General features: G+C 66.1%; 18 protein-coding genes. 15 read left to right on the forward strand and 3 right to left on the reverse strand.

Annotated elements, in window-relative coordinates; translation table 11 throughout:
• Positions 1-25: 25 nt before the first annotated feature.
• The 10 genes from JOD97_RS16990 to JOD97_RS17035 all read left to right on the forward strand — a co-directional run bounded on the left by JOD97_RS16990 (position 26) and on the right by JOD97_RS17035 (position 12,249).
• Positions 26-1,258 carry an argininosuccinate synthase gene (locus JOD97_RS16990; RefSeq protein WP_209720184.1) on the forward strand — a complete coding sequence of 411 codons (1,233 nt, stop codon included), beginning with the start codon at positions 26-28 and terminating at the stop codon, positions 1,256-1,258.
• 133 nt (positions 1,259-1,391) lie between these two features.
• A complete protein-coding gene (locus JOD97_RS16995; protein WP_209720187.1) occupies positions 1,392-3,206 on the forward strand; it encodes a methyl-accepting chemotaxis protein in 1,815 nt (604 codons plus the stop codon).
• A 51-nt stretch (positions 3,207-3,257) separates the two neighbouring features.
• A complete protein-coding gene (locus JOD97_RS17000; RefSeq protein WP_209720190.1) occupies positions 3,258-5,075 on the forward strand; it encodes a methyl-accepting chemotaxis protein in 1,818 nt (605 codons plus the stop codon).
• 8 nt (positions 5,076-5,083) lie between these two features.
• Entirely contained in the window at positions 5,084-5,554 is a 471-nt protein-coding gene (locus tag JOD97_RS17005) for a chemotaxis protein CheW (RefSeq protein ID WP_209720195.1), read from the forward strand.
• Positions 5,551-6,795 (forward strand): CheR family methyltransferase, encoded by a 1,245-nt coding sequence (locus JOD97_RS17010; RefSeq protein WP_373999873.1) that lies wholly within the window; start codon positions 5,551-5,553, stop codon positions 6,793-6,795. Before JOD97_RS17005 ends, JOD97_RS17010 begins: the two co-directional genes overlap by 4 nt.
• Positions 6,796-6,807: 12 nt before the next feature.
• Complete coding sequence (locus tag JOD97_RS17015; RefSeq protein ID WP_209720198.1) at positions 6,808-7,494, forward strand: chemotaxis protein CheW; 687 nt, start codon at positions 6,808-6,810, stop codon at positions 7,492-7,494.
• Entirely contained in the window at positions 7,491-9,800 is a 2,310-nt protein-coding gene (locus tag JOD97_RS17020; protein ID WP_209720201.1) for a hybrid sensor histidine kinase/response regulator, read from the forward strand. Before JOD97_RS17015 ends, JOD97_RS17020 begins: the two co-directional genes overlap by 4 nt.
• The gene (gene cheB, locus JOD97_RS17025) at positions 9,797-10,837 is read left to right on the forward strand and encodes a chemotaxis-specific protein-glutamate methyltransferase CheB (RefSeq protein ID WP_209720205.1); all 1,041 of its coding nucleotides are present in this window, start codon (positions 9,797-9,799) and stop codon (positions 10,835-10,837) included. Before JOD97_RS17020 ends, cheB begins: the two co-directional genes overlap by 4 nt.
• Before the next feature lie 33 nt (positions 10,838-10,870).
• Entirely contained in the window at positions 10,871-11,911 is a 1,041-nt protein-coding gene (locus JOD97_RS17030; RefSeq protein WP_209720208.1) for a diguanylate cyclase, read from the forward strand.
• A 23-nt stretch (positions 11,912-11,934) separates the two neighbouring features.
• On the forward strand, positions 11,935-12,249 hold the full coding sequence (locus tag JOD97_RS17035) for a pyrimidine/purine nucleoside phosphorylase (RefSeq protein ID WP_209720211.1): 315 nt from the start codon (positions 11,935-11,937) through the stop codon (positions 12,247-12,249).
• A 70-nt stretch (positions 12,250-12,319) separates the two neighbouring features.
• Here JOD97_RS17035 and murB read toward each other — a convergent pair whose 3' ends face one another.
• Positions 12,320-13,348 (reverse strand): UDP-N-acetylmuramate dehydrogenase, encoded by a 1,029-nt coding sequence (gene murB, locus JOD97_RS17040; protein ID WP_209720214.1) that lies wholly within the window; start codon positions 13,346-13,348, stop codon positions 12,320-12,322.
• A gap of 147 nt (positions 13,349-13,495) precedes the next feature.
• Between murB and JOD97_RS17045 the strand changes: the two genes are divergently transcribed.
• Positions 13,496-13,981 carry a YajQ family cyclic di-GMP-binding protein gene (locus tag JOD97_RS17045; RefSeq protein ID WP_209720217.1) on the forward strand — a complete coding sequence of 162 codons (486 nt, stop codon included), beginning with the start codon at positions 13,496-13,498 and terminating at the stop codon, positions 13,979-13,981.
• 168 nt (positions 13,982-14,149) lie between these two features.
• The gene (locus tag JOD97_RS17050; protein WP_209720219.1) at positions 14,150-15,403 is read left to right on the forward strand and encodes a nitronate monooxygenase; all 1,254 of its coding nucleotides are present in this window, start codon (positions 14,150-14,152) and stop codon (positions 15,401-15,403) included.
• A 55-nt stretch (positions 15,404-15,458) separates the two neighbouring features.
• Here the strand turns inward: JOD97_RS17050 and JOD97_RS17055 are convergent, their stop codons facing one another.
• Positions 15,459-16,388, reverse strand: a complete 930-nt coding sequence (locus JOD97_RS17055; protein WP_209720222.1) for an exopolyphosphatase — start codon at positions 16,386-16,388, stop codon at positions 15,459-15,461.
• Positions 16,389-16,698: 310 nt separating this feature from the next.
• Between JOD97_RS17055 and otsB the strand changes: the two genes are divergently transcribed.
• The 3 genes from otsB to JOD97_RS17070 all read left to right on the forward strand — a co-directional run bounded on the left by otsB (position 16,699) and on the right by JOD97_RS17070 (position 18,950).
• Entirely contained in the window at positions 16,699-17,481 is a 783-nt protein-coding gene (gene otsB, locus JOD97_RS17060) for a trehalose-phosphatase (protein WP_209720226.1), read from the forward strand.
• A gap of 148 nt (positions 17,482-17,629) precedes the next feature.
• Positions 17,630-18,343, forward strand: coding sequence for a hypothetical protein (locus tag JOD97_RS17065; RefSeq protein WP_209720229.1), 714 nt, complete (start codon positions 17,630-17,632; stop codon positions 18,341-18,343).
• A gap of 28 nt (positions 18,344-18,371) precedes the next feature.
• Positions 18,372-18,950, forward strand: a complete 579-nt coding sequence (locus JOD97_RS17070) for a C39 family peptidase (protein WP_209720232.1) — start codon at positions 18,372-18,374, stop codon at positions 18,948-18,950.
• 21 nt (positions 18,951-18,971) lie between these two features.
• On the opposite strand, the gene glcF is transcribed toward JOD97_RS17070, so the two are convergent.
• A complete protein-coding gene (gene glcF / locus JOD97_RS17075; protein ID WP_209720236.1) occupies positions 18,972-20,201 on the reverse strand; it encodes a glycolate oxidase subunit GlcF in 1,230 nt (409 codons plus the stop codon).
• Positions 20,202-20,203 lie beyond the last annotated feature (2 nt).

The raw sequence follows: 20,203 nt of genomic DNA on the forward strand, positions 1-20,203 counted from the left end.
ACACTTCACCTCCATTGGAACTAGCATGAGCGATATTAAAAAAGTAGTCCTCGCCTACTCGGGCGGCCTCGACACCTCCGTCATCCTCAAATGGCTGCAGGATAACTACCAGTGCGAAATCGTCACCTTCACGGCCGACCTGGGCCAGGGCGAAGAGCTGGAGCCGGCGCGCGCCAAGGCGATCAAGTTCGGCATCAAGCCGGAGAACATCTACATCGACGACGTGCGCGAAGAGTTCGTGCGCGACTTCGTGTTCCCGATGTTCCGCGCCAACACCGTCTACGAGGGCGAATACCTGCTGGGCACCTCGATCGCCCGCCCGCTGATCGCCAAGCGCCTGATCGAGATCGCCAACGAGACCGGCGCCGACGCCATCTCGCACGGCGCCACCGGCAAGGGCAACGACCAGGTGCGCTTCGAGCTGGGCGCCTACGCGCTCAAGCCGGGCGTCAAGATCATCGCCCCGTGGCGCGAATGGGACCTGCTGTCGCGTGAAAAGCTGCTCAAGTACGCCGAGGACGCCGGCATCGAGATCGACATGAAGCACAAGAACGGCGGCGCGCCGTACTCGATGGACGCCAACCTGCTGCACATCTCGTTCGAGGGCCGCCACCTGGAGAACCCGAGCGCCGAGGCCGAGGAAACCATGTGGCGCTGGAGCGTGAGCCCGGAGGCCGCGCCCGACCAGGCCGAGTACCTGGACCTCGAATACGAGCGCGGCGACATCGTCGCCATCAACGGCGTGCGCATGTCGCCGGCCACCGTGCTGACGGAATTGAACCGCCTGGGCGGCAAGCACGGCATCGGCCGCCTCGACCTGGTCGAGAACCGCTACGTCGGCATGAAGTCGCGCGGCTGCTACGAAACCCCGGGCGGCACCATCATGCTCAAGGGCCACCGCGCGATCGAGTCGATCACGCTGGACCGCGAAGTGGCGCACCTGAAGGACGACCTGATGCCGCGCTACGCGTCGATGATCTACAACGGCTACTGGTGGGCGCCCGAGCGCGTCGCGCTGCAAACCCTGATCGACCACACCCAGGCCACCGTCAACGGCTGGGTGCGCGTCAAGCTGTACAAGGGCAACGTCATCGTCGTCTCGCGCGATTCGAAGACCGACTCGCTGTTTGATATGAACATCGCCACCTTCGACGAGGACGGCGGCGCCTACAACCAGGCCGACGCCGGCGGCTTCATCAAACTGAACGCGCTGCGCATGCGCATCGCCGCCAACGCCCGCCTCAAGCGCGGTCAATAAGGCAGCGACTTCGGCGCCGCCGTCGCGCCGAAGTCACACAGGGGCCGCCGGCCGGGCGCGCCCCTTTTTTTTTGTCCTCCACGATGGGCGGCAAGATGATACATTGCATCCAGACTGATCGTGCGGAGCCTCCATGTTGAAAGACCTCAGTATCAAGACGAAACTCGGCGCCGGATTCGGCGCCATCGTCGCCATCATCCTGGTCCTGCTGGCGCTGGCCTACACCAACTTCAGCAAGCTGTCGGCCGCCAACGCGTGGGACCGCCACACGCTGCAGGTGCTGCTCGAGGCCAACCGCATCGAGACGGCGCTGGTGCAGATCCAGACCTCCACCCGCGGCTTCATGCTCACCGGCGAGGAGAGCCTGACCGCGCCGATCGCCGCCGAGGAGGCGCTGGCGCGGCGCCACCAGGCCACCCTCGCCGCCCTCACCGCCGACAATCCGGCGCAGCAGCAGCGCCTGACGCGGCTGGCGCCGATGATCGACGCCTGGATCGAGCGCGTGATCCATCCGCTGCTCGACAAGCGCCGCGCGCTCAACAAACAGGTCGGCGTGTCGCAGCAGGTGGCCACGCCGGCCGATGTGCTCAACGGCGCCAAGACCATCGCCGACGCGCGCGCGCTGCTGGGCGAGATCAGCGCCGAGGAAAACCGCCTGCTCGAGCAGCGCGCGGCGGCGTCGGCCGAGCTGCAGCACAGCATGTCGCTGCTGCTGATCCTCGGCGGCAGCGCCTGCGTGGTGCTGGCCGCCGTCATCGGCTACCTGCTGTCGCAGGCGCTGCTCGGCCCCCTGAACCACCTCACCGCCGCCGTCGGCCGCATCACCGGCGGCGACCAGTCGGCGCGCGCGCAGGTGCTGTCGGGCGATGAGCTGGGCCGGGTCGGCACCGCCTTCAACCACATGGCGCAGACCATCCAGGACAGCCAGGCCAACGAGCTGGCCGCCACCAACCTGCTCCGGTCCAAGGTCGACGCGCTGCTCGGCGTGGTGTCGAAGGCCGCCTCGGGCGACCTGACCGGCCGCATCGAGGTCGGCGGCGCCGACGCCATCGGCCAGCTGGCGCACGGACTGGCGCGCATGTTCGACAACCTGCGCGCGCTGCTCAACGACGTGCAAAAGGCCGGCATCCAGGTCACCACCGCCGCCACCCAGATCGCCGCCTCGGCCAAGCAGCAGGAGGCCACCGGCATCGAGCAGGCCCAGACCAGCGTCGAGGTCCTCAGCACCACCAGGGAGATCTCCGCCAATACGGCCGAACTGCTGCGGACCATGGAGGACGCCACCGCCGTCGCCGACTACACCACCAGCGCCACCGCCGAGGCCCAGAACAACCTGCAGCGCATGGACGGCACCATGCAGCACATGGTGGCGGCCACCGATTCGATCAACGCCAAGCTGGCCGCGCTGTCGGAGAAGGCGTCCAACATCAACAGCGTCCTGATCACCATCACCAAGGTGGCCGACCAGACCAACATCCTCTCGCTCAACGCCGCCATCGAGGCCGAGAAGGCCGGCGACGCCGGCCGCGGCTTCTCGGTGGTGGCCACCGAGATCCGCCGCCTGGCCGACCAGACGTCGGTGTCGACCTGGGACATCGAGCAAATGCTCAAGGAGATGCAGTCGGCCGTCTCGGCCAGCGTGATGGGCATGGACAAATTCTCCGAGGAGATCCGGCGCAGCGTCGGCGAGGTGCGCCAGGTGACCGACCAGCTGTCCGGCGTGATGGACCAGGTGCAGAAGCTCGCGCCGCGCTTCGACGCCGTGCTGCAGGGCATGCAGTCGCAGGCGGTCGGCGCGCAGCAGATCTCGGAGACGATGACGCTACTGAGCGACGCCACCCAGCAGACGGTCGATTCGCTCAAGGCCACCAGCGAGGCGGTGCACCAGCTGCAGTACGCGGCCGGCGACCTGCAATCGAGCGTGGCCAACTTCGCCGTCGCGGCCTGAGGGCGCGACCATCCCAACCATGCCGCCGCCAGCGCGGCGACCGGAGGAACAATGTTAAAGCACATGAGCATCAAGACCAAACTGTACCTGGGCTTCGGCGCCATCCTGGCCATCATCCTGGTGCTGCTGACGATCGCCTACAACCGCTTCAACAGCCTGTCGGAGGCCAACGCGTGGGACCGCCATTCGATGGACGTGGTGCAGTCCATCGACGACCTGCGCAACGACCTGCTGCAGGTGCAGGTGGAGGCGCGCGGCTACTACCTGACCGGCGCGCCGGCGCGCCTCGAGCGGGCGCGCAAGGAACTGCAGGACATCCCGGCCTCGGTGCACCGGCTGCAGGCGCTGGTGCGCGACAATCCGGTCCAGATGGAACGCTTCAAGAAGCTCGAATCGATGACCGAGGCCTGGGCCAAGGACGTGATCTCCTCGCAACTGGCGCTGCGCGAGCAAATGGGCGACAAGCCCGGCGCGGCCGACGCCATGGGCCGCACGCCGCAGTTGTCGGGCGGCGCGGTGTCGGCCATCGGCGAGATCTACAAATTCATGACGGCCGCCACCGCCGACGAAACCCGCCTGCTGGCCGAGCGTACCGCCGCCTCCGAGCGCCTGCAGCAGAGCATGCGGCTGGTGCTGTCGGCCGGCGGCCTGGCCTGCGTGGCGCTGGCGGGGCTGGTGGCGTGGCTGCTGGTGGGCGCGCTGACGGCGCCGCTCAACCACCTGACCGCCGCCGTCGGCCGCATCGCCGCCGGCGACCAGTCGGCCCGCGCGCAGGTGCTGTCGGCCGATGAACTGGGCAAGGTCAGCGTCGAATTCAACCGCATGGCGCAGGCGATCCAGGACAGCCAGGCCAACGAGCTGGCCGCCACCAACCTGCTCAAGGCCAAGGTCGACTCGCTGCTCGGCGTGGTGTCGAAGGCCGCCTCGGGCGACCTGACCGGCCGCATCGAGATCACCGGCGCCGACGCCATCGGCCAGCTCGGTCATGGGCTCGACCGCATGTTCGAGAACCTGCGCGCGCTGCTCAACAACGTGCAGAAGGCCGGCATCCAGGTCACCACCTCGGCCACCGAGATCGCCGCCTCGGCCAAGCAGCAGGAGGCCACCGGCATCGAGCAGGCCCAGACCAGCGTCGAGATCCTCAGCACCACTAAGGAGATCTCGGCCAACACCATCGAGCTGCTCAAGACGATGGAGGACGCCACCGCCGTCGCCGACTACACCACCAGCGCCACCGCCGAGGCCCAGAACAACCTGCAGCGCATGGACGGCACCATGCAGCACATGGTGGCGGCCACCGATTCGATCAACGCCAAGCTGGCCGCGCTGTCGGAGAAGGCGTCCAACATCAACAGCGTCCTGATCACCATCACCAAGGTGGCCGACCAGACCAACATCCTCTCGCTCAACGCCGCCATCGAGGCCGAGAAGGCCGGCGACGCCGGCCGCGGCTTCTCGGTGGTGGCCACCGAGATCCGCCGCCTGGCCGACCAGACGTCGGTGTCGACTTGGGACATCGAGCAGATGCTCAAGGAGATGCAGTCGGCCGTCTCGGCCAGCGTGATGGGCATGGACAAATTCTCCGAGGAGATCCGGCGCAGCGTCGGCGAGGTGCGCCAGGTGACCAACCAGCTCTCCGGCGTGATGGACCAGGTGCAGAAGCTGGCGCCGCAGTTCGACGCCGTGCTGCAGGGGATGCAGTCGCAGGCGGTCGGCGCGCAGCAGATCTCGGAGACGATGATGCAGCTGAACGACGCCACCCAGCAGACGGTCGAGTCGCTCAAGGCCACCAGCGAGGCGGTGCACCAGCTGCAGTACGCGGCCGGCGACCTGCAAACGAGCGTGGCCAACTTCGCCGTCGCGGTCTAGGCGGCGCGATGAAACTACTGGTCTTCCACATCGGCGCCGACCGCTACGGCCTGCGCCTGCGCGACGTGGTGCGCGTGGTGCCGCTGCTCGAGCTCAAGCACCTGCCGCTGGCGCCAGAAGCCGTGGCCGGCCTGATGGACTACCACGGCCGCGCGGTGCCGGTGATCGATTTGTGCCGCGCCAGCGGCCTGCCCAGCGGCGAGGATTTTTTCGACACGCGCATCATCGTGGTCGACTACCGCACGCCGGAGGGCGCCAGCCACGCGCTCGGCCTGCGCGCCGAGCGCGTGCTGGGAGTGCTGGAGGTGGACGCGGCGCAGCTGGCCGACAGCGGCGTGCGGGCCGCGCCCTTCCTCGGCCAGGTCGCCGGCGACGCCGACGGCATGCTGCAACTGGTCGAACTGGAGCGGCTGCTGCCGGCGGCGCTGCGCGCCACGCTGTTCCAGACGGCCGACCAGGGCGGGGAGCGCGCGCCGTGACGCCGGCCCAGGCCATGCTGCGCGCCGCGACGGGCTTGAGCCTGTCCCGGACGGTGGTCGAGCGCGCCATCCGGCACCGCATGGCGCGCACCGCGAGCCGCGATCCGGACGCCTACCTCGCGCGCATCACGCCGGAGGAACTGGAAGCGCTGGTGGAACTGGTGGTGGTGCCCGAGTCGTGGTTTTACCGCGATCCGCAAGCCTTCCAGGCGGCCGCCGAGTATATCGTCGCGCGCCTGGCCGCCGCCCCGGAGCGCGTCGCGCGCATCCTGTCGGTGCCGTGCGCCGGCGGCGAGGAGCCGTACACGATGGCGATGGTCCTGACAGAGGCCGGCATACCGCTCGACCGTTTTGTCATCGACGCCGTCGACATCAGCCAGGCGTGCATCGAGCGCGCCAAAATAGGCGTCTACGGCCGCAACGCCTTCCGCAACCAGGACCTGGGGTTCCGCGAGCGCCATTTCACCACCAGCGGCGACGACGAGTTCCGCATCAACGACGAGCTGCGCACGCGGGTGCGCTTCAAACAAGCCAACCTGCTGGAGTCGGAGCTGGACGCGCGCTCCGGCTCCTACGACGTGATCTTCTGCCGCAACCTGCTGATCTACTTCGACAAACCCACCACGGCGGCCGCCATCGCCAAGCTGGACCAGCTGCTGCGGCGCGACGGCCTGCTGTTCGTCGGCTACGCGGAAGTGCCGTCGCTATGCCAGAACGGCTTCGCGCCGCTGCCCTACCCGCTGGCGTTCGGCGTGACCAGGGAATCGGTGCCGGAACGCCGCCAGCAAGCCCGCCCGGCGGCGCCGGCCAGGCCGCCGGCGCCGCCGTTCGCGCCGCCCATCGCGCCGGCGCCGGCCGCGCCGCCACGGCGCGCCACGCCGCCGGCGCCGCCCCCGCCCGCGCGGACGTCGCCCTGGGCGCCCGCCACCGACCTGCTGGCCGAGGCGCGCCGCCTGGCCGACCTGGGTCAGCTCAGGGAAGCCGAGGGCAAGTGCCGCGACTATCTGGCGCTGGTGCCCGATTCGGCCGACGCCTATTTCATCCTCGGGCTGCTCAACGAGCTGACCAAAAAGCTGCAGCTGGCCGAGGATTACTGGAAGCGCTGCATCTATCTGCAGCCGGACCACTACGAAGCGTTATGCCATCTGGCCCTGCTGGCCGAGACCAACAGCGACGTGGCCACCGCCACGGCGCTCAAGGCACGCGCCGCGCGCATCTACAAACGCCAGCAGGCATCATAAGGGCGCCCCCACATGACGATCTCCATTCAACCCGTTCCCATCGCCGGCGTCGAAGACTGCTGGAACCGCATCGGCGTGGTCGGCGACCAGAGTTGCGAAAAGCTGGAGCGCCACGTCCACTGCCGCAATTGCGACGTCTACGCCGGCGCCGCGCAGCGCAACCTGCAGCGCCTGGTCGGCGACGACTACAAAAAGGACTGGGCCGAACACTTCCGCCAGGCCGCGACCGACACACAAACGCTGGACGCCTCGTGCCTGGTGTTCCGCATCGGCCGCGAATGGCTGTCGCTGCCGACCAGATTGTTCGTCGCGGTGGCGCCGCAGGCCAGGCCGCACCGGCTGCCGCACCGCGCCACGGCGGGACTGATCGGCATCGTCAACGTCGGCGGCACGCTGTACCCGTGCATGTCGCTGGCGGCGCTGCTGGGCGTCGACGACAGCGAGGGCGAGGCGGCCACCCACCGCCACACCTTCGCGCGCCTGTTGCTGATCCAGTGGGAGGGCCAGTCCTACGCGCTGCCGGTGGCCGACCTGCACGGCATCATGCGCTACGCCTCGGCCACGGTGCAGGCGCCGGCCGCCACCATCAACAAGGGCTTGAGCCGCTTCCTGTCGGGCGTGATATCGCATCAGGACATGCATATCGGGATGCTCGACGCGACCTTGATCGGCTACCAACTCGCGAGGACGCTGCGATGAGCCAGGATAACAACGAAGACCTGAGCCAGTTCTCCATGATGGACCTGTTCCGCATGGAGGCGGACAGCCAGACCCAGATCCTGACCGACGGCTTGCTGGCCATGGAGCGCCTGAAGGACGACGCCGGCGCGGTCGAATCGATGATGCGCGCGGCCCACTCGATCAAGGGCGCGGCGGCCATCGTCGGCCTGGAGGTGGTGGTGCAGCTGGCGCACCGCATGGAAGACGCCTTCGTCGCCGCCCAGCATGGCAAACTGGCGCTCACGCCCAACCGGGTGGACGTGCTGCTGGCGGGCGTGGACCTGATACTGCAGCTGTCGCGCCTGCAGGACAGCGACCTTGACGCCTGGCTGGGCGCCAACGCCGCCCATGTCCAGCGTACGCTCGACGCCATCACCACCATCGCCTTCCTGCCGGAACCCGTCGACCTGCGGGCCGAGGCCGGCCTGCCGCCGCCGGTGTCGGCGTCGTTCCCGCCGGCCGGGTTGCCGGTGGCGGCGCCCTCGCCCGCCATCTCCGCGCCGCCGGCGCCCGCGCGGGACGAGACGCCGGTGCCGCCGGCGCGCGCGCACGCGGCGCCCAAGGCCGCGCAAAACTTCGACCGGCTGCTGTCGCTGGCCAGCGAGTCGCGCATCAGCGCGCACCAGATGCACCCGTTCATCCAGAACATGCAGCGCTTCAAGCGCAACCAGAGCAGCCTGTTTTCCGTGATCGAGCAGCTGCACGAGGCGATCGCCAACAGCAGCGACGCCAAGCTGAAGGAACAATCGCTGCTGGCGCTGCAAAAGACCCATCCGCTCAAGCAGTTCGTGCTGGAGCACATCGCCGACATCGAAGCCTACGAGCGCCGCCTGCTGGCCGTCTCGCAAGGCATGGTCGACGAGGTGCTGGCCATGCGCATGCGGCCCTTCCGCGACGGCGTGCAATCGTTCCCGCGCATGGTGCGCGACCTGGCGCGCAGCATGGGCAAGGACGTGCGGCTGCAGATCGTCGGCGAGGACACGCTGGTCGACCGCGACATCCTGGCCAGGATCGAAAGTCCGCTTAACCACATGCTGCGCAACGCCATCGACCACGGCATGGACACGGCGGCGGCGCGCATCGCCGCCGGCAAGCCGGGCACCGGCACCATCGTACTGGAGGCCAAGCACCGCGCCGGCATGCTCAGTATCGAAATCAACGACGACGGCCGCGGCGTCGACCTGGAAAAAATCCGCCGCCAGGTGATCGAACGGAAAATGGCCAGCGCCCAGATGGCCGCCTCGCTGTCGCCGGCGGAGCTGCTCGAATTCCTGTTCCTGCCGGCCTTCAGCCTGAAGGAAAGCACCACCGAGATTTCCGGACGCGGCGTGGGACTGGACATCGTGCACGAGACCATACGCTCGCAAAACGGCACGGTGCGCATCGAATCGGAGCTGGGCGTCGGCTTCCGCACCTGCATCACGCTGCCGCTGACCCAGTCCATCGTGCGCGCGCTGGTGGTCGACGTCAAGGGCGAGGCCTACGCCATGCCGATCGCGCAGGTCGAACGGGTCGTCATGGTCGCGCGCGGCGCCATCCACACGCTGGAAAACAAGCAGTTCTTCGACTTCGGCGGCGAGCATCTGGGCCTGGTGTCGGCCTCGCAGGTGCTCGAACTGGGCGACACCAACGCCGCCGGCGGCGAGCTGGCGGTGGTGGTGATCGGCACCGGCGCGCGCCGCTACGCGCTGGTGGTCGACGCCATCCGCGGCGAACAAAGCCTGGCGGTGCAAAGCATCGATCCGATCTTCGGCAAGATGCGCGACATCTCGGCCGCCGCCCTGCTCGACGACGGCGAGCCGGTGCTGATCCTGGACGTGCCGGACCTGCTGCTGTCGATCGACAAACTGCTGCACGAGGGCGGCCTGCATCAGCTGACCAAGTCCGACCACGCGGAACGGCGCAAGACCAAGCGCATCCTGGTGGTCGACGACTCGCTGACGGTGCGCGAAATGGAGCGCAAGCTGCTGCTCGGCAGGGGCTTCCAGGTCGATATCGCGATCGACGGCATCGACGGCTGGAACGTGGTGCGCAGCGGCGACTACGACCTGGTGATCACCGACGTCGACATGCCGCGCATGGACGGTATCGAGCTTGTCACGCTGATTAAAAAGGATATTCACCTCCACAAGCTGCCAGTCATGATAGTCTCTTACAAAGACCGGCCCGAAGACCGGGCGCGCGGGCTTTCGGCCGGCGCCGACTACTACCTGACCAAGGGCAGCTTCCACGACGAGACGCTGCTGGACGCGGTCAGCGACCTGATTGGAGACGCCAGCAGATGAAGATCGCCATCGCCAACGATGTCGCCATGGCGGCCGAAGCGCTGCGGCGCGTGGTGGCCAGCACCGCCGAACACCAGGTGCTGTGGATCGCCCGCACCGGCGCCGAGGCGGTGCGCATGTGCGCCGACAACCGTCCCGACCTGATCCTGATGGACTTGAACATGCCCGAACTGGATGGCGTCGAGGCGACCCGCCAGATCATGGAGCACAGCCCGTGCGCGATCCTGGTGGTCACCGGCCGGCCGCAGGACAACGTCAACCAGGTGTTCCGGGCGCTGGGCGCCGGCGCGCTGGACGTCACGGCCACGCCCGTGCTGCAGGGCCAGCCGGGCGGCGACGCCGAGCTGCTGGCCAAGATCCGCACCATGGACAAGCTGATACGCCACAGCGGCGGCAACCAGGCGATGGCGCCCCGCACGCCTGCCAGCGCCAGCGGCCACGGCGCCGACGCGCCGGGCATGGCGGCGCCGGTGACGTCGCTGCTGGCGATCGGCGCCTCCACCGGCGGCCCGATGGCGGTGTCCAAGATGCTGGCCGGCTGGACGCCGCCGCGCGGCTGCGCCATCGTGGTGGTGCAGCACATCGACCAGCACTTCGCCGACAACTTCGCGCGCTGGCTCGGCGAACAGCTCGACATGCCGGTGCGCGCGGCCGAGGAAGGCGACGAGCTGGCCGCCGGCACCGTGCTGGTCGCCAAGAGCAACGATCACTTAACGCTGGATCAAAATTATCGCTTGCGGTACGATGCCAATCCCAAGGAATACGCCTACCGGCCGTCGGTCGACGTGTTTTTCCATTGCGTCGCCCAGCACTGGAAGGGCGAGGCGATCGGCGTGCTGCTGACCGGCATGGGCCGCGACGGCGCCGAGGGCCTGCTGGCGATGCGCCGCGCGGGCCACACCACGATCGCGCAGGACCAGGCCAGCAGCGCCGTCTACGGCATGCCGCGCGCGGCCGCCGAACTTGACGCGGCGCAGATGGTGCTGCCGTTGACCAAGATCGGCCCTGTATTACGCAGTATCCTGGGCAGCCGCTGAGCGGCGCGCGGCCACCATTTAAAGAGAACACCGATGTCCGAAGCACACGTATTCGCAGCAGATCAGGAAGCGGCGCTGACCACCTTCAAGGTCCGCGTGCTGCTGGTGGACGACCAGTTGATCATCGTCGAGGCGGTGCGCCGCATGCTCAGCGACCAGGCCGATATCGAATTCCATTACGTGACCGACGCTGCGCAGGCGCTGCAAACGGCGCTGCAGCTGCAGCCGACGGTGATCCTGCAGGACCTGGTGATGCCGGCCATCGACGGCTTCGGCTTGATCAAGATCTACCGCGACGAGGAATCGCTGCGCCATGTGCCGGTGATCGTGCTGTCGGCCAAGGAAGACCCGAAACTGAAGGCGCACAGCTTCGCCACCGGCGCCAACGACTACATGGTCAAGCTGCCCGACAAGCTCGAACTGCTGGCCCGCGTGCGCTATCACTCCGGCGCCCATATCAGCCGCCTGCAGCGCGACCAGGCGTTCCGCTTCCTGCGCGAGAGCCAGAAGAACCTGGCCGAAGCCAACATCGAACTGCAAAAACTGGCGGCCATCGACGGCCTGACCGGCATCGCCAACCGCCGCCGCTTCGACCAGACCATGCAGACCGAATGGCAGCGCGCGCAGCGCGACAAGAAGCCACTGACGCTGCTGTTGTGCGACGTCGATTTCTTCAAGCTGTATAACGACAGCTTCGGCCACCTGGCGGGCGATTTGTGCCTGAAGAAGGTGGCCGCCGTATTGACCGAACATTTGAAGCGCCCCGCCGATCTGGCGGCGCGTTACGGCGGCGAGGAATTCGCCATTATCCTGCCGGAGACACCACTGACCGGGGCACTGATCGTGGCCGAGTCATGCCGCCGACACCTGGAACAGCTAGCCATCGAGAATCCCCAGGCCACCACCGACCGCTCCTCCGTGACGATGTCGATCGGCGTGGCCAGCGTGATCCCTTCGCCGTTGTCGCGCGTCGAGGATCTGATCGAACTGGCCGACCAGGCGCTGTACGCCGCAAAAAACGCAGGCCGCAACCGCGTCATGTGCGCGGACGGCCCGCCTCCCGCAACACCCTAAGCCCAACAAGGAAAAACAGCAGCATGAGTGCTCAATTTGATCAAGTCAGCGTCGTCAAGAAATCGAACATCTACTTCGACGGCAAATGCGTCTCGCACAACATCATCCTCGCCGACGGCAGCAAGAAGAGCGTCGGCGTCATCTTCCCGTCCAGCCTGACCTTCAACACCGGCGCGCCGGAGACGATGGAAATCACCGGCGGCGTGTGCAAGGTGCGCCTGGCCGGCGCCAGCGAATGGCAGACGTATGGCGCGGGTCAGGAATTCAAAATCGGCGGCAATAGCCACTTCGATATCGAGACGCTGGAAACGGTCGATTACGTTTGCCATTTCGGTTAAAAATTAACCCCGCACGGCGACCCGTCGCGGGGTCGTACCCCCAGGGGTACGACCCCTCTATCCTGCGGGTTCAAACGAACACCGGCTCCGGCTCCAGCTCCACGCCGTAGCGCGCCAGCACATCGGCCTGGATCGCCCGCGCCAGCGCCACCACGTCGGCGCCGGTCGCGCCGCCGTTGTTGACCAGCACCAGCGCCTGTTTCGGATACACCCCGGCCGCGCCCAGACTTTTACCCTTCCATCCGCACTGGTCGATCAGCCAGCCGGCCGCCAGCTTCTCCGTGCCGTCCGGCTGCAAGTGGTGCACCAGCGCCGGAAAGCGCTCCAGCAGCGCGGCGCATTGCGCGCCCGTCACCACCGGATTTTTAAAGAAGCTGCCGGCGTTGCCGATCACTGCCGGATCGGGCAGTTTGCGGCGGCGGATCGCCACCACCGTGTCGGCCACCTGCCGCGCGCTGGGCGAGGCGATGCCCTGCCCGGCCACCGCCTGCGCCAGTTCGGCGTAGCGCAAATTCGGCCGCCACTGCTTCGGCAGCGCGAACGTGACGTCGAGGATGATCAAATGGCGCCCGGCCTCGCGCTTGAAGACGCTGTCGCGATAGCCGAAGCGGCAGGCGCCGGCGTCCATCGCGTACACCGTCGCGCTGCGCGGATCGAACACCGTCACGCTGTGGAACACGTCCTTGGTCTCCAGGCCATAGGCGCCGATGTTCTGGATCGGCGCCGCGCCGACGGTGCCCGGTATCAGCGCCAGGTTTTCCAGCCCGCCCATGCCCTGCTCCAAGGTCCACTGCACGAAGCCGTGCCAGTTCTCGCCGGCCGCCGCGCGCACGAAGTGGCTCTGCTCGTCGCCGCCGACCACCTGCCGGCCCTCAAGCGCGATGTGCAGCACCAGTCCGGGAAAATCCCCGGTCAGCAGCAGATTGCTGCCGCCGCCCAACACCAGCCGCGGCAAACCGGCCCACGCGGGATCGGCGAGCACACCGAGCAATTGCTCTGTTTTCGTCACGCGCAGATAAGCTTGCGCGGTGGCGGCGATGCCGAAGGTGTTGAGGGACTGCAGGGGAAACTGTTGCTGGATCAAGGACTGTGGATGCATGGAGGAAAAACCGATTAATTTAGTCGATTATAGAGCGAAACAAGCAAAAAACCAGCGCCCATATGGGGGTGGGCGTGCCGTTGTCCGTTAAAATGTCGACTTTGATGGGGAGCGGTACGCCCCATGCCACACGAAAAGGAAATAGCCATGCCGTCGTTTGATGTAGTGTCCGAAGCCGATATGATCGAAGTGAAGAATGCTGTCGAGCAATCTCAAAAGGAAATCGCCACCCGTTTCGATTTCAAGGGGACCGGCGCGTCCGTCGAGCACAAGGAAAACGAACTGACCGTTGTCGCCGATTCCGAGTTCCAGCTGCAACAGGTGCGCGACGTGCTCACCAATAAATTGTCCAAGCGCAAGGTCGACGTGCGCTTCCTCGAGGACGGCGACATCAAGAAGGTCGGCGGCGACAAGGTCAAGCAGGTCATCAAGATCAAGAACGGCATCGAGGCCGACGCCGCCAAGAAGATCGTGCGCGTGATCAAGGACAGCAAGATGAAGGTGCAGGCCAGCATCCAGGGCGAGGCGGTGCGCGTGACCGGCGCCAAGCGCGACGACCTGCAGGCGGCCATGGCCATGCTGCGCAAGGACGTGCCCGACATGCCGCTCGAGTTCAACAACTTCCGCGACTGATCCCGCCCGCGCGGCGTTGCCGCGCCGTCACAAGGCGGTAGCACACTTGGAGTAAAATTGGTTTGAACGATTTGCGCTCCATCGAATGTGCTACCGCGCGACCCGCATATCACCGCATAGCGCCGGGCGCCACGCCCGGCAAACAACCTCGGTAGTCTAAGGATAGCAATGAAACGTGTTGATGATTTCCGCCTGCGATTTGGCAAAAACGAGTACGTGCCCATCATGGTCGGCGGAATGGGTGTGGACATTTCGACCTCGGAACTGGCGCTGGAGGCGGCCCGCCTGGGCGGCATCGGCCACATCTCGGACGCGATGGTCGAGGACGTGTCGGACCGCAAGTTCGACACCAGCTTCGTCAAGGATAAAACCAAGCTCTACAAGTTCAACATCAACAATTCGGACAAGTCGGTGGTGCAGTTCGACCTCGAGCGCCTGGCCGACGCCCAGCGGCGCCACATCGGCGCCACCATGGCGGCCAAACAAGGCGACGGCCTGATCTTCGTCAACTGCATGGAAAAGCTGACCATGAACGGCCCGCGCGAGACCTTGCGCACGCGCCTGAACGCGGCGCTGGACGCCGGCATCGACGGCATCACCTTGTCGGCCGGCCTGCACTTCGGCTCGTTCGCGCTGATGGCCGACCACCCGCGCTTCCGCGAAGCCAAGCTGGGCATCATCGTCTCGTCGGTGCGCGCGCTGCAGATCTTCCTGCGCAAGAACGCCAAGCTGGACCGGCTGCCGGACTACATCATCGTCGAGGGTCCGCTGGCCGGCGGCCACCTGGGCTTCGGCATGGACTGGGCCGAATACGACCTGATGGCCATCACCTTGGAATTGCTGGCCTACCTGAAGGCCGAGAACCTCGACATCCCGCTGATCGCCGCAGGCGGCATCTTCACCGGCAGCGACGCCGTGCGCTTCCTCGAAGCGGGCGCGGCGGGCGTGCAGGTGGCGACCCGCTTCACCATCACCAACGAATGCGGCCTGCCGGCCAAGGTCAAGCAGGAATACGTCAAGGCCACCGAGGACGACATCATCGTCAACGGCATCTCGCCGACCGGCTATCCGATGCGCATGCTCAAGAGCACGCCGGCGATCGGCGCCGGCATCCGTCCGGGCTGCGAATCGTACGGCTACCTGCTGGACGCGACCGGCAACTGCGCCTACATCAACTCGTACAACCGCGAGGTGGCGGCCCATCCGACCGAGAAAAACATCGTCGTCATGGACAAGACCTGCCTGTGCACGCACATGCGCAACTTCAATTGCTGGACCTGCGGGCACTACACCTACCGCCTGAAGGACACCACGCACCGCAAGCCGGACGGCGACTACCAGCTGTTGTCGGCCGAGCACGTGTTCAAGGACTACCAGTTCAGCGTCGACAACCAGATCGCGCTGCCGGAAAAAGAGTTCTGACCGGCACGCTACCCCGCAAATGAAAAACGGCGCCTGGTGCGCCGTTTTTTGTCGTTCAGCCTTCGGAATTGATGCGGTGGATCAGCGCCCCGAGCACCTCCTCGGCGCGCTCGTTGTCGACCTGGCAGGTGCCGGCGTTCTCATGCCCGCCGCCGCCGTATTCCAGCATCAGCGCGCCGATGTTGGTCTTGGACGTGCGGTTCAGGATCGATTTGCCGGTGGCAAACACCGTGTTCTGGTTCTTCAGCCCCCACAGCACGTGGATCGAGATATTGGTCTGCGGGAACATCGCATAGATGATGAAGCGGTTGCCGGCGAAGATGATCTCCTCGTTGCGCAAATCCAGCACCACCAGGTTCTTATGCACCTTGGCGCAGCGGCGGATCTGGTCCTTGCACTTCTCCGCATGCTCGAAATACAACTCCTTGCGTTCCTTCACGTCCGGCAAGGCCATGATCTGCTCGATCGTGTGGTTCTTGCAGGCGTCGATCAAATCCATCATCAAGTTGTAGTTGGAGATGCGGAACTCGCGGAAGCGGCCCAGGCCGGTACGCGCGTCCATCAGGAAGTTCAGCAAATCCCAGCCTTCCGGATTCAACACCTCCTGCTCGTTGAAGCGCGCGGCGTCGCCCTTGTCGACCGCCGCCATCATGTCGCCCCACGACGCCGGAAACGCCTTTTCGGCGCCATAGTAATCGTAGACGACGCGCGCGGCCGACGGCGCCTCCGGGTGGATCACATGGTTGGCGCGCTCGCCGGTGTTGCGGATGGTTTCCGACAAATGGTGGTCGAAGGCGAGATGCACGCCCGGCACATACGGCAAATTGGTGGTGATATCTTTATCGCTGATGGCGATCTTACCGTCCTGCATGTCCTTCGGATGAACAAACAGGATTTCATCGATCATGTCCAGGTGCTTCAGCAGCACGGCGCAGACCAGGCCGTCGAAATCGCTGCGGGTGACCAGACGGTATTTATTTGACATGAATACACCTCGAAAGTTATACAGAGCGATCATCCATCATACATGCCCTACGGCACAAAAAGCGCGGCGGACCACGCTAATAGTTGCGTCGCGTCATTTATGCGTCACGAGTTCAACAGAATCGCGTTTGACACGTCCCATTCCCGGCAGTAGGATAATTTTCTTTAACTGGGTTTGAACGGGCGATAGCGGCCCGAGCTCCGTGGTGGAGCGCTCCACGCCCGCCGCGATACGGTTCAGTTCGAACCCCTCTGACCAGCGGCCAGCCGCCCGATGTTGACGGGACCGGCGCCGCGCAACAAGGAGGGGCATGATTCATTTGCTTTCACTCGCCGGCAAACGCGCGCTCGCGGAGCTGGTCGCGACCGAGCCGGTACTGGCTTTCACCTTCGATGGCACGCTGGCGCCGCCCGTCGTGCTGCCCAGCCAGGCGCGCATGCAGCCGGCGCTGGAGCGCTGCTTCCGCGACCTGTGCGCGTTGCTGCCGGTCGCCGTCATCACCGGCCGCAGCCTGGACGATGTCGAGGCGCGCCTGCCCGTGCGTCCCGCCTATCTGGTCGGCAATCATGGCTCGGGTTGTCTGCCGGGGCAGGAGGACGACGCCCCGCGCGCGCGCGCCATCTGCGCCACGTGGCTGCGGCAGATGGTCGACGAACATGGCCTGCACAAGGTCGATCCGGGGCTGATGATCGCCGACCATGGTTGCTCGCTGTGGCTGCATTACCGGCTGCTGCGCGACCGTCCGCGCGCGATGGGCGCGATCGAGCGGGTGCTGGGGGCGCTGCAGCCGGCGCCGGTGGTCGTCGGGGCGCGCAGCGGCATCAATCTGCTGCCGCCGGACGCGCCCAATAAACGCACGGCGCTGAGCACCGTGCTGGAGCACGCGTCGCGGCAAACGGCGCTGTATATCGGCGAGGACGAGGCCGACGAGCAGATCTTCCGGGATGCGCCGGAATCCTGGCTGACGGTGCGCATCGGCCGCAGCAAGGACAGTGCCGCGCGCTACTTCTTGCATCACCAGTTCGAGGTGCTGGAATGCCTGCAATTTTTGCTGGGTAAAATCAGCCTGCACGGCGCGCTGAGCCACGCGTGAACGACGGGCGCACCTGTGTCGCGCCCGCCACTACTGGCCGAGCGCGCCGCCACAAAGAACGTGACTTTCCTGTTGAGTAATTTACAATTGTCGAGGCTGCTTAGCCCAGCGCCCTCGCCATTGCATCCTCAACCAGGAGAGAAAAACCATGCCGCGTATTTCAACATTGCTCGGGGCGGCTTTCGCAAGCTGCCTGAGCTTGTCCAGTCCCCTGCTCCTCGCCCAGACCACGCAAGCCAAGGTAACGTCGCAGGCGCGGCTCGATGCCATCGCCGCCGCCAAGCGCGACTTCGCCCAATTCGTCCAATATCAGGTGCAGAACCATGCCGGCAGCGCGCCGCAGGGGTTTCCGCTGGAGGTGGCCGACGTGCAGGACCTGAAGGACGCCCGCATCGCCTACGGCTTCCCGGTCTACACCATCGATCCGGCCGATCTGATCTCCGGGCGCAGCGAAATGAAGAACATGGCCAAGCCCACCGGCATCTGGCGCTTCGTCGTCACCCTCAACCAGCAACCGATCGGCCTGGCGACGGTGGAACAAGTCGACGGCAAATGGGAGACGGCGGCCTACGGCGCCACCGTGCTGGCCAAGGATCTGGATGCGTCCATGACCGCCTATGCCAACAAGGACCGCTCGAATGTCCGCGTGCTGCGCATCTACCAGGCGCAATCCGATTTCCTTGAGGTGGGTTCCGCCCAGGACGGCGCGGTGCGTTACGCGCCCTTGCATTCGGCCCGGCAATCGCTGCTGATGCAACGCCGGGACGGCGCCACGGACGGCGGCAAGGCGCTGCTGGAGGCGAGCGATCTGCTCGAGCCGCTGCGCGCGGCCATCAAACAGAATATGAACAGCATGCGCTGAGCGGCGCGACCAAGACCTGGAGCCTCGAATGAAAAAATTGAATAGCCTGATCTTGAGCGCCGGCCTGCTGGCGGTGCTGCCGTCCGCGTTCGCGCAGTGGAAAACCCTGGACGTACCACTGGTCACGCAGGAACACAGCGAATGGTGCTGGGCCGGTACCACCAAGGCGGTGCTGAATTTCTACGGCCAGACGCCAAGCCAGTGCCAGATCGTCAATTGGGCCTACGGCCTCAATTACGCCTGCGGCAACAGCGTCTTCCAGTGGAGCAGCCCCGCCAACCAGCCCAACTACATGTACGGCACCAATGGCAGCGTGCAGAACATCCTCAAGAACTGGGGCGTCAACAATACCGCGTACAACACGGCGTCGTCGTGGAGCAGCGTGGTGGCCGATATCAACGCCAATCGTCCGTTCGTGATCCGCTATGGCTGGACCAACGGCGGCGGCCATATCATGGTGGGGCGCGGCTATGAAACCGCCAACGGCATCAATTACGTCTACATCATGAATCCGTGGCCGGGCGAAGGCCAGACCTACCGCACCTACAGCTCGGCGGTGGCGGCGTCGGACCACAAGTGGACGCATACCCAGCGCATGAACAACTGAGGGCGGCCACGGGGACGCCGCTCACCGTTCCAGCATCTGGTCGATCAATTCGATCCAGTGCCCGACCGGCATCGGCGTCCCCGATTGCAAATGGCTTTGACAGCCGATATTCGCCGACACGATGCGCGACGCGCCCGTGGCCCGCAAACTGGATAGTTTGCGGTCGCGCAGCTGGTGCGACAACTCCGGCTGCAACAGCGAATACGTGCCGGCCGAGCCGCAGCACAAATGGCTGTCGGCGCACAGGCGCACGTCGACACCGACACCGCGCAGCAGTTCTTCAACCTTGCCGCGTATGCCCTGCGCGTGCTGCAGCGTGCATGGCGGATGAAAAGCCACCGGCTCCGCTGGCGGGCGCCGCTTCAGCAGCGCCTGCAGCCCCCGCCGCTCGTCGCACAGGATCTCGCTGATGTCGCGCGTCAGTTCGGAGACCCGCCGCGCCTTGCCGGCATAGGCCGGATCGTCCCGCAGCAGATGGCCGTATTCCTTGACGGTGGCGCCGCAGCCGGAAGCGGTCATGACGATCGCCTCCGCGCCGGCTTCCAGCAGCGGCCACCACGCATCGATATTGCGCCGCATGTCATCCAGCCCGCCATCGTGGTCGGCCAGGTGGTAGCGTATCGCGCCGCAGCAGCCGGCGCGCGGCGCCACCACCAGCTCCACATCCAGCGCGGCCAGGATGCGCGCGGCGGCGCTGTTGATATTCGGCGCCATCGCCGGCTGCACGCAACCATCCAGCAGCAGCATCTTGCGCGACTGCCCGCCGCGCGGCCAGGCGCCGGACGCCGGCACGGGCAGCACTTTTTCCCGCAACGCCGACGGCAGCAGCGGACGCGCCATGCGCCCCATCGTCATCGCGGAGCGAAACAGCCACGCGCGCGGCAAGCCCTCCTTCAGCAGCAGGCGCTGATAACGCTGGCGCGCCGGCCGGCCCACCTGCTGCTCCACCACCTTGCGGCCGATGTCGAGCAAGCGGCCGTATCGCACCCCTGACGGACAGGTGCTCTCGCAGTTGCGGCAGCTCAGGCAGCGGTCCAGGTGCGACTGCGTGCGCTGCGTGGCCGCCTGCCCCTCCAACACCTGCTTGATCAGGTAGATGCGGCCGCGCGGTCCATCCAGCTCGTCGCCCAGCAACTGGTAGGTGGGACAGGTCGCGGTGCAAAAGCCGCAATGCACGCAGGCGCGCAGGATCGCTTCGGCCTCGTCGCCGTCGGCGGTGTTCTTGAATTGTTCTGCCAGATTGGTTTGCATGG

Source organism: Duganella sp. 1411, from assembly GCF_017833525.1.
In the GTDB taxonomy this organism is placed as follows: domain Bacteria; phylum Pseudomonadota; class Gammaproteobacteria; order Burkholderiales; family Burkholderiaceae_D; genus Rugamonas.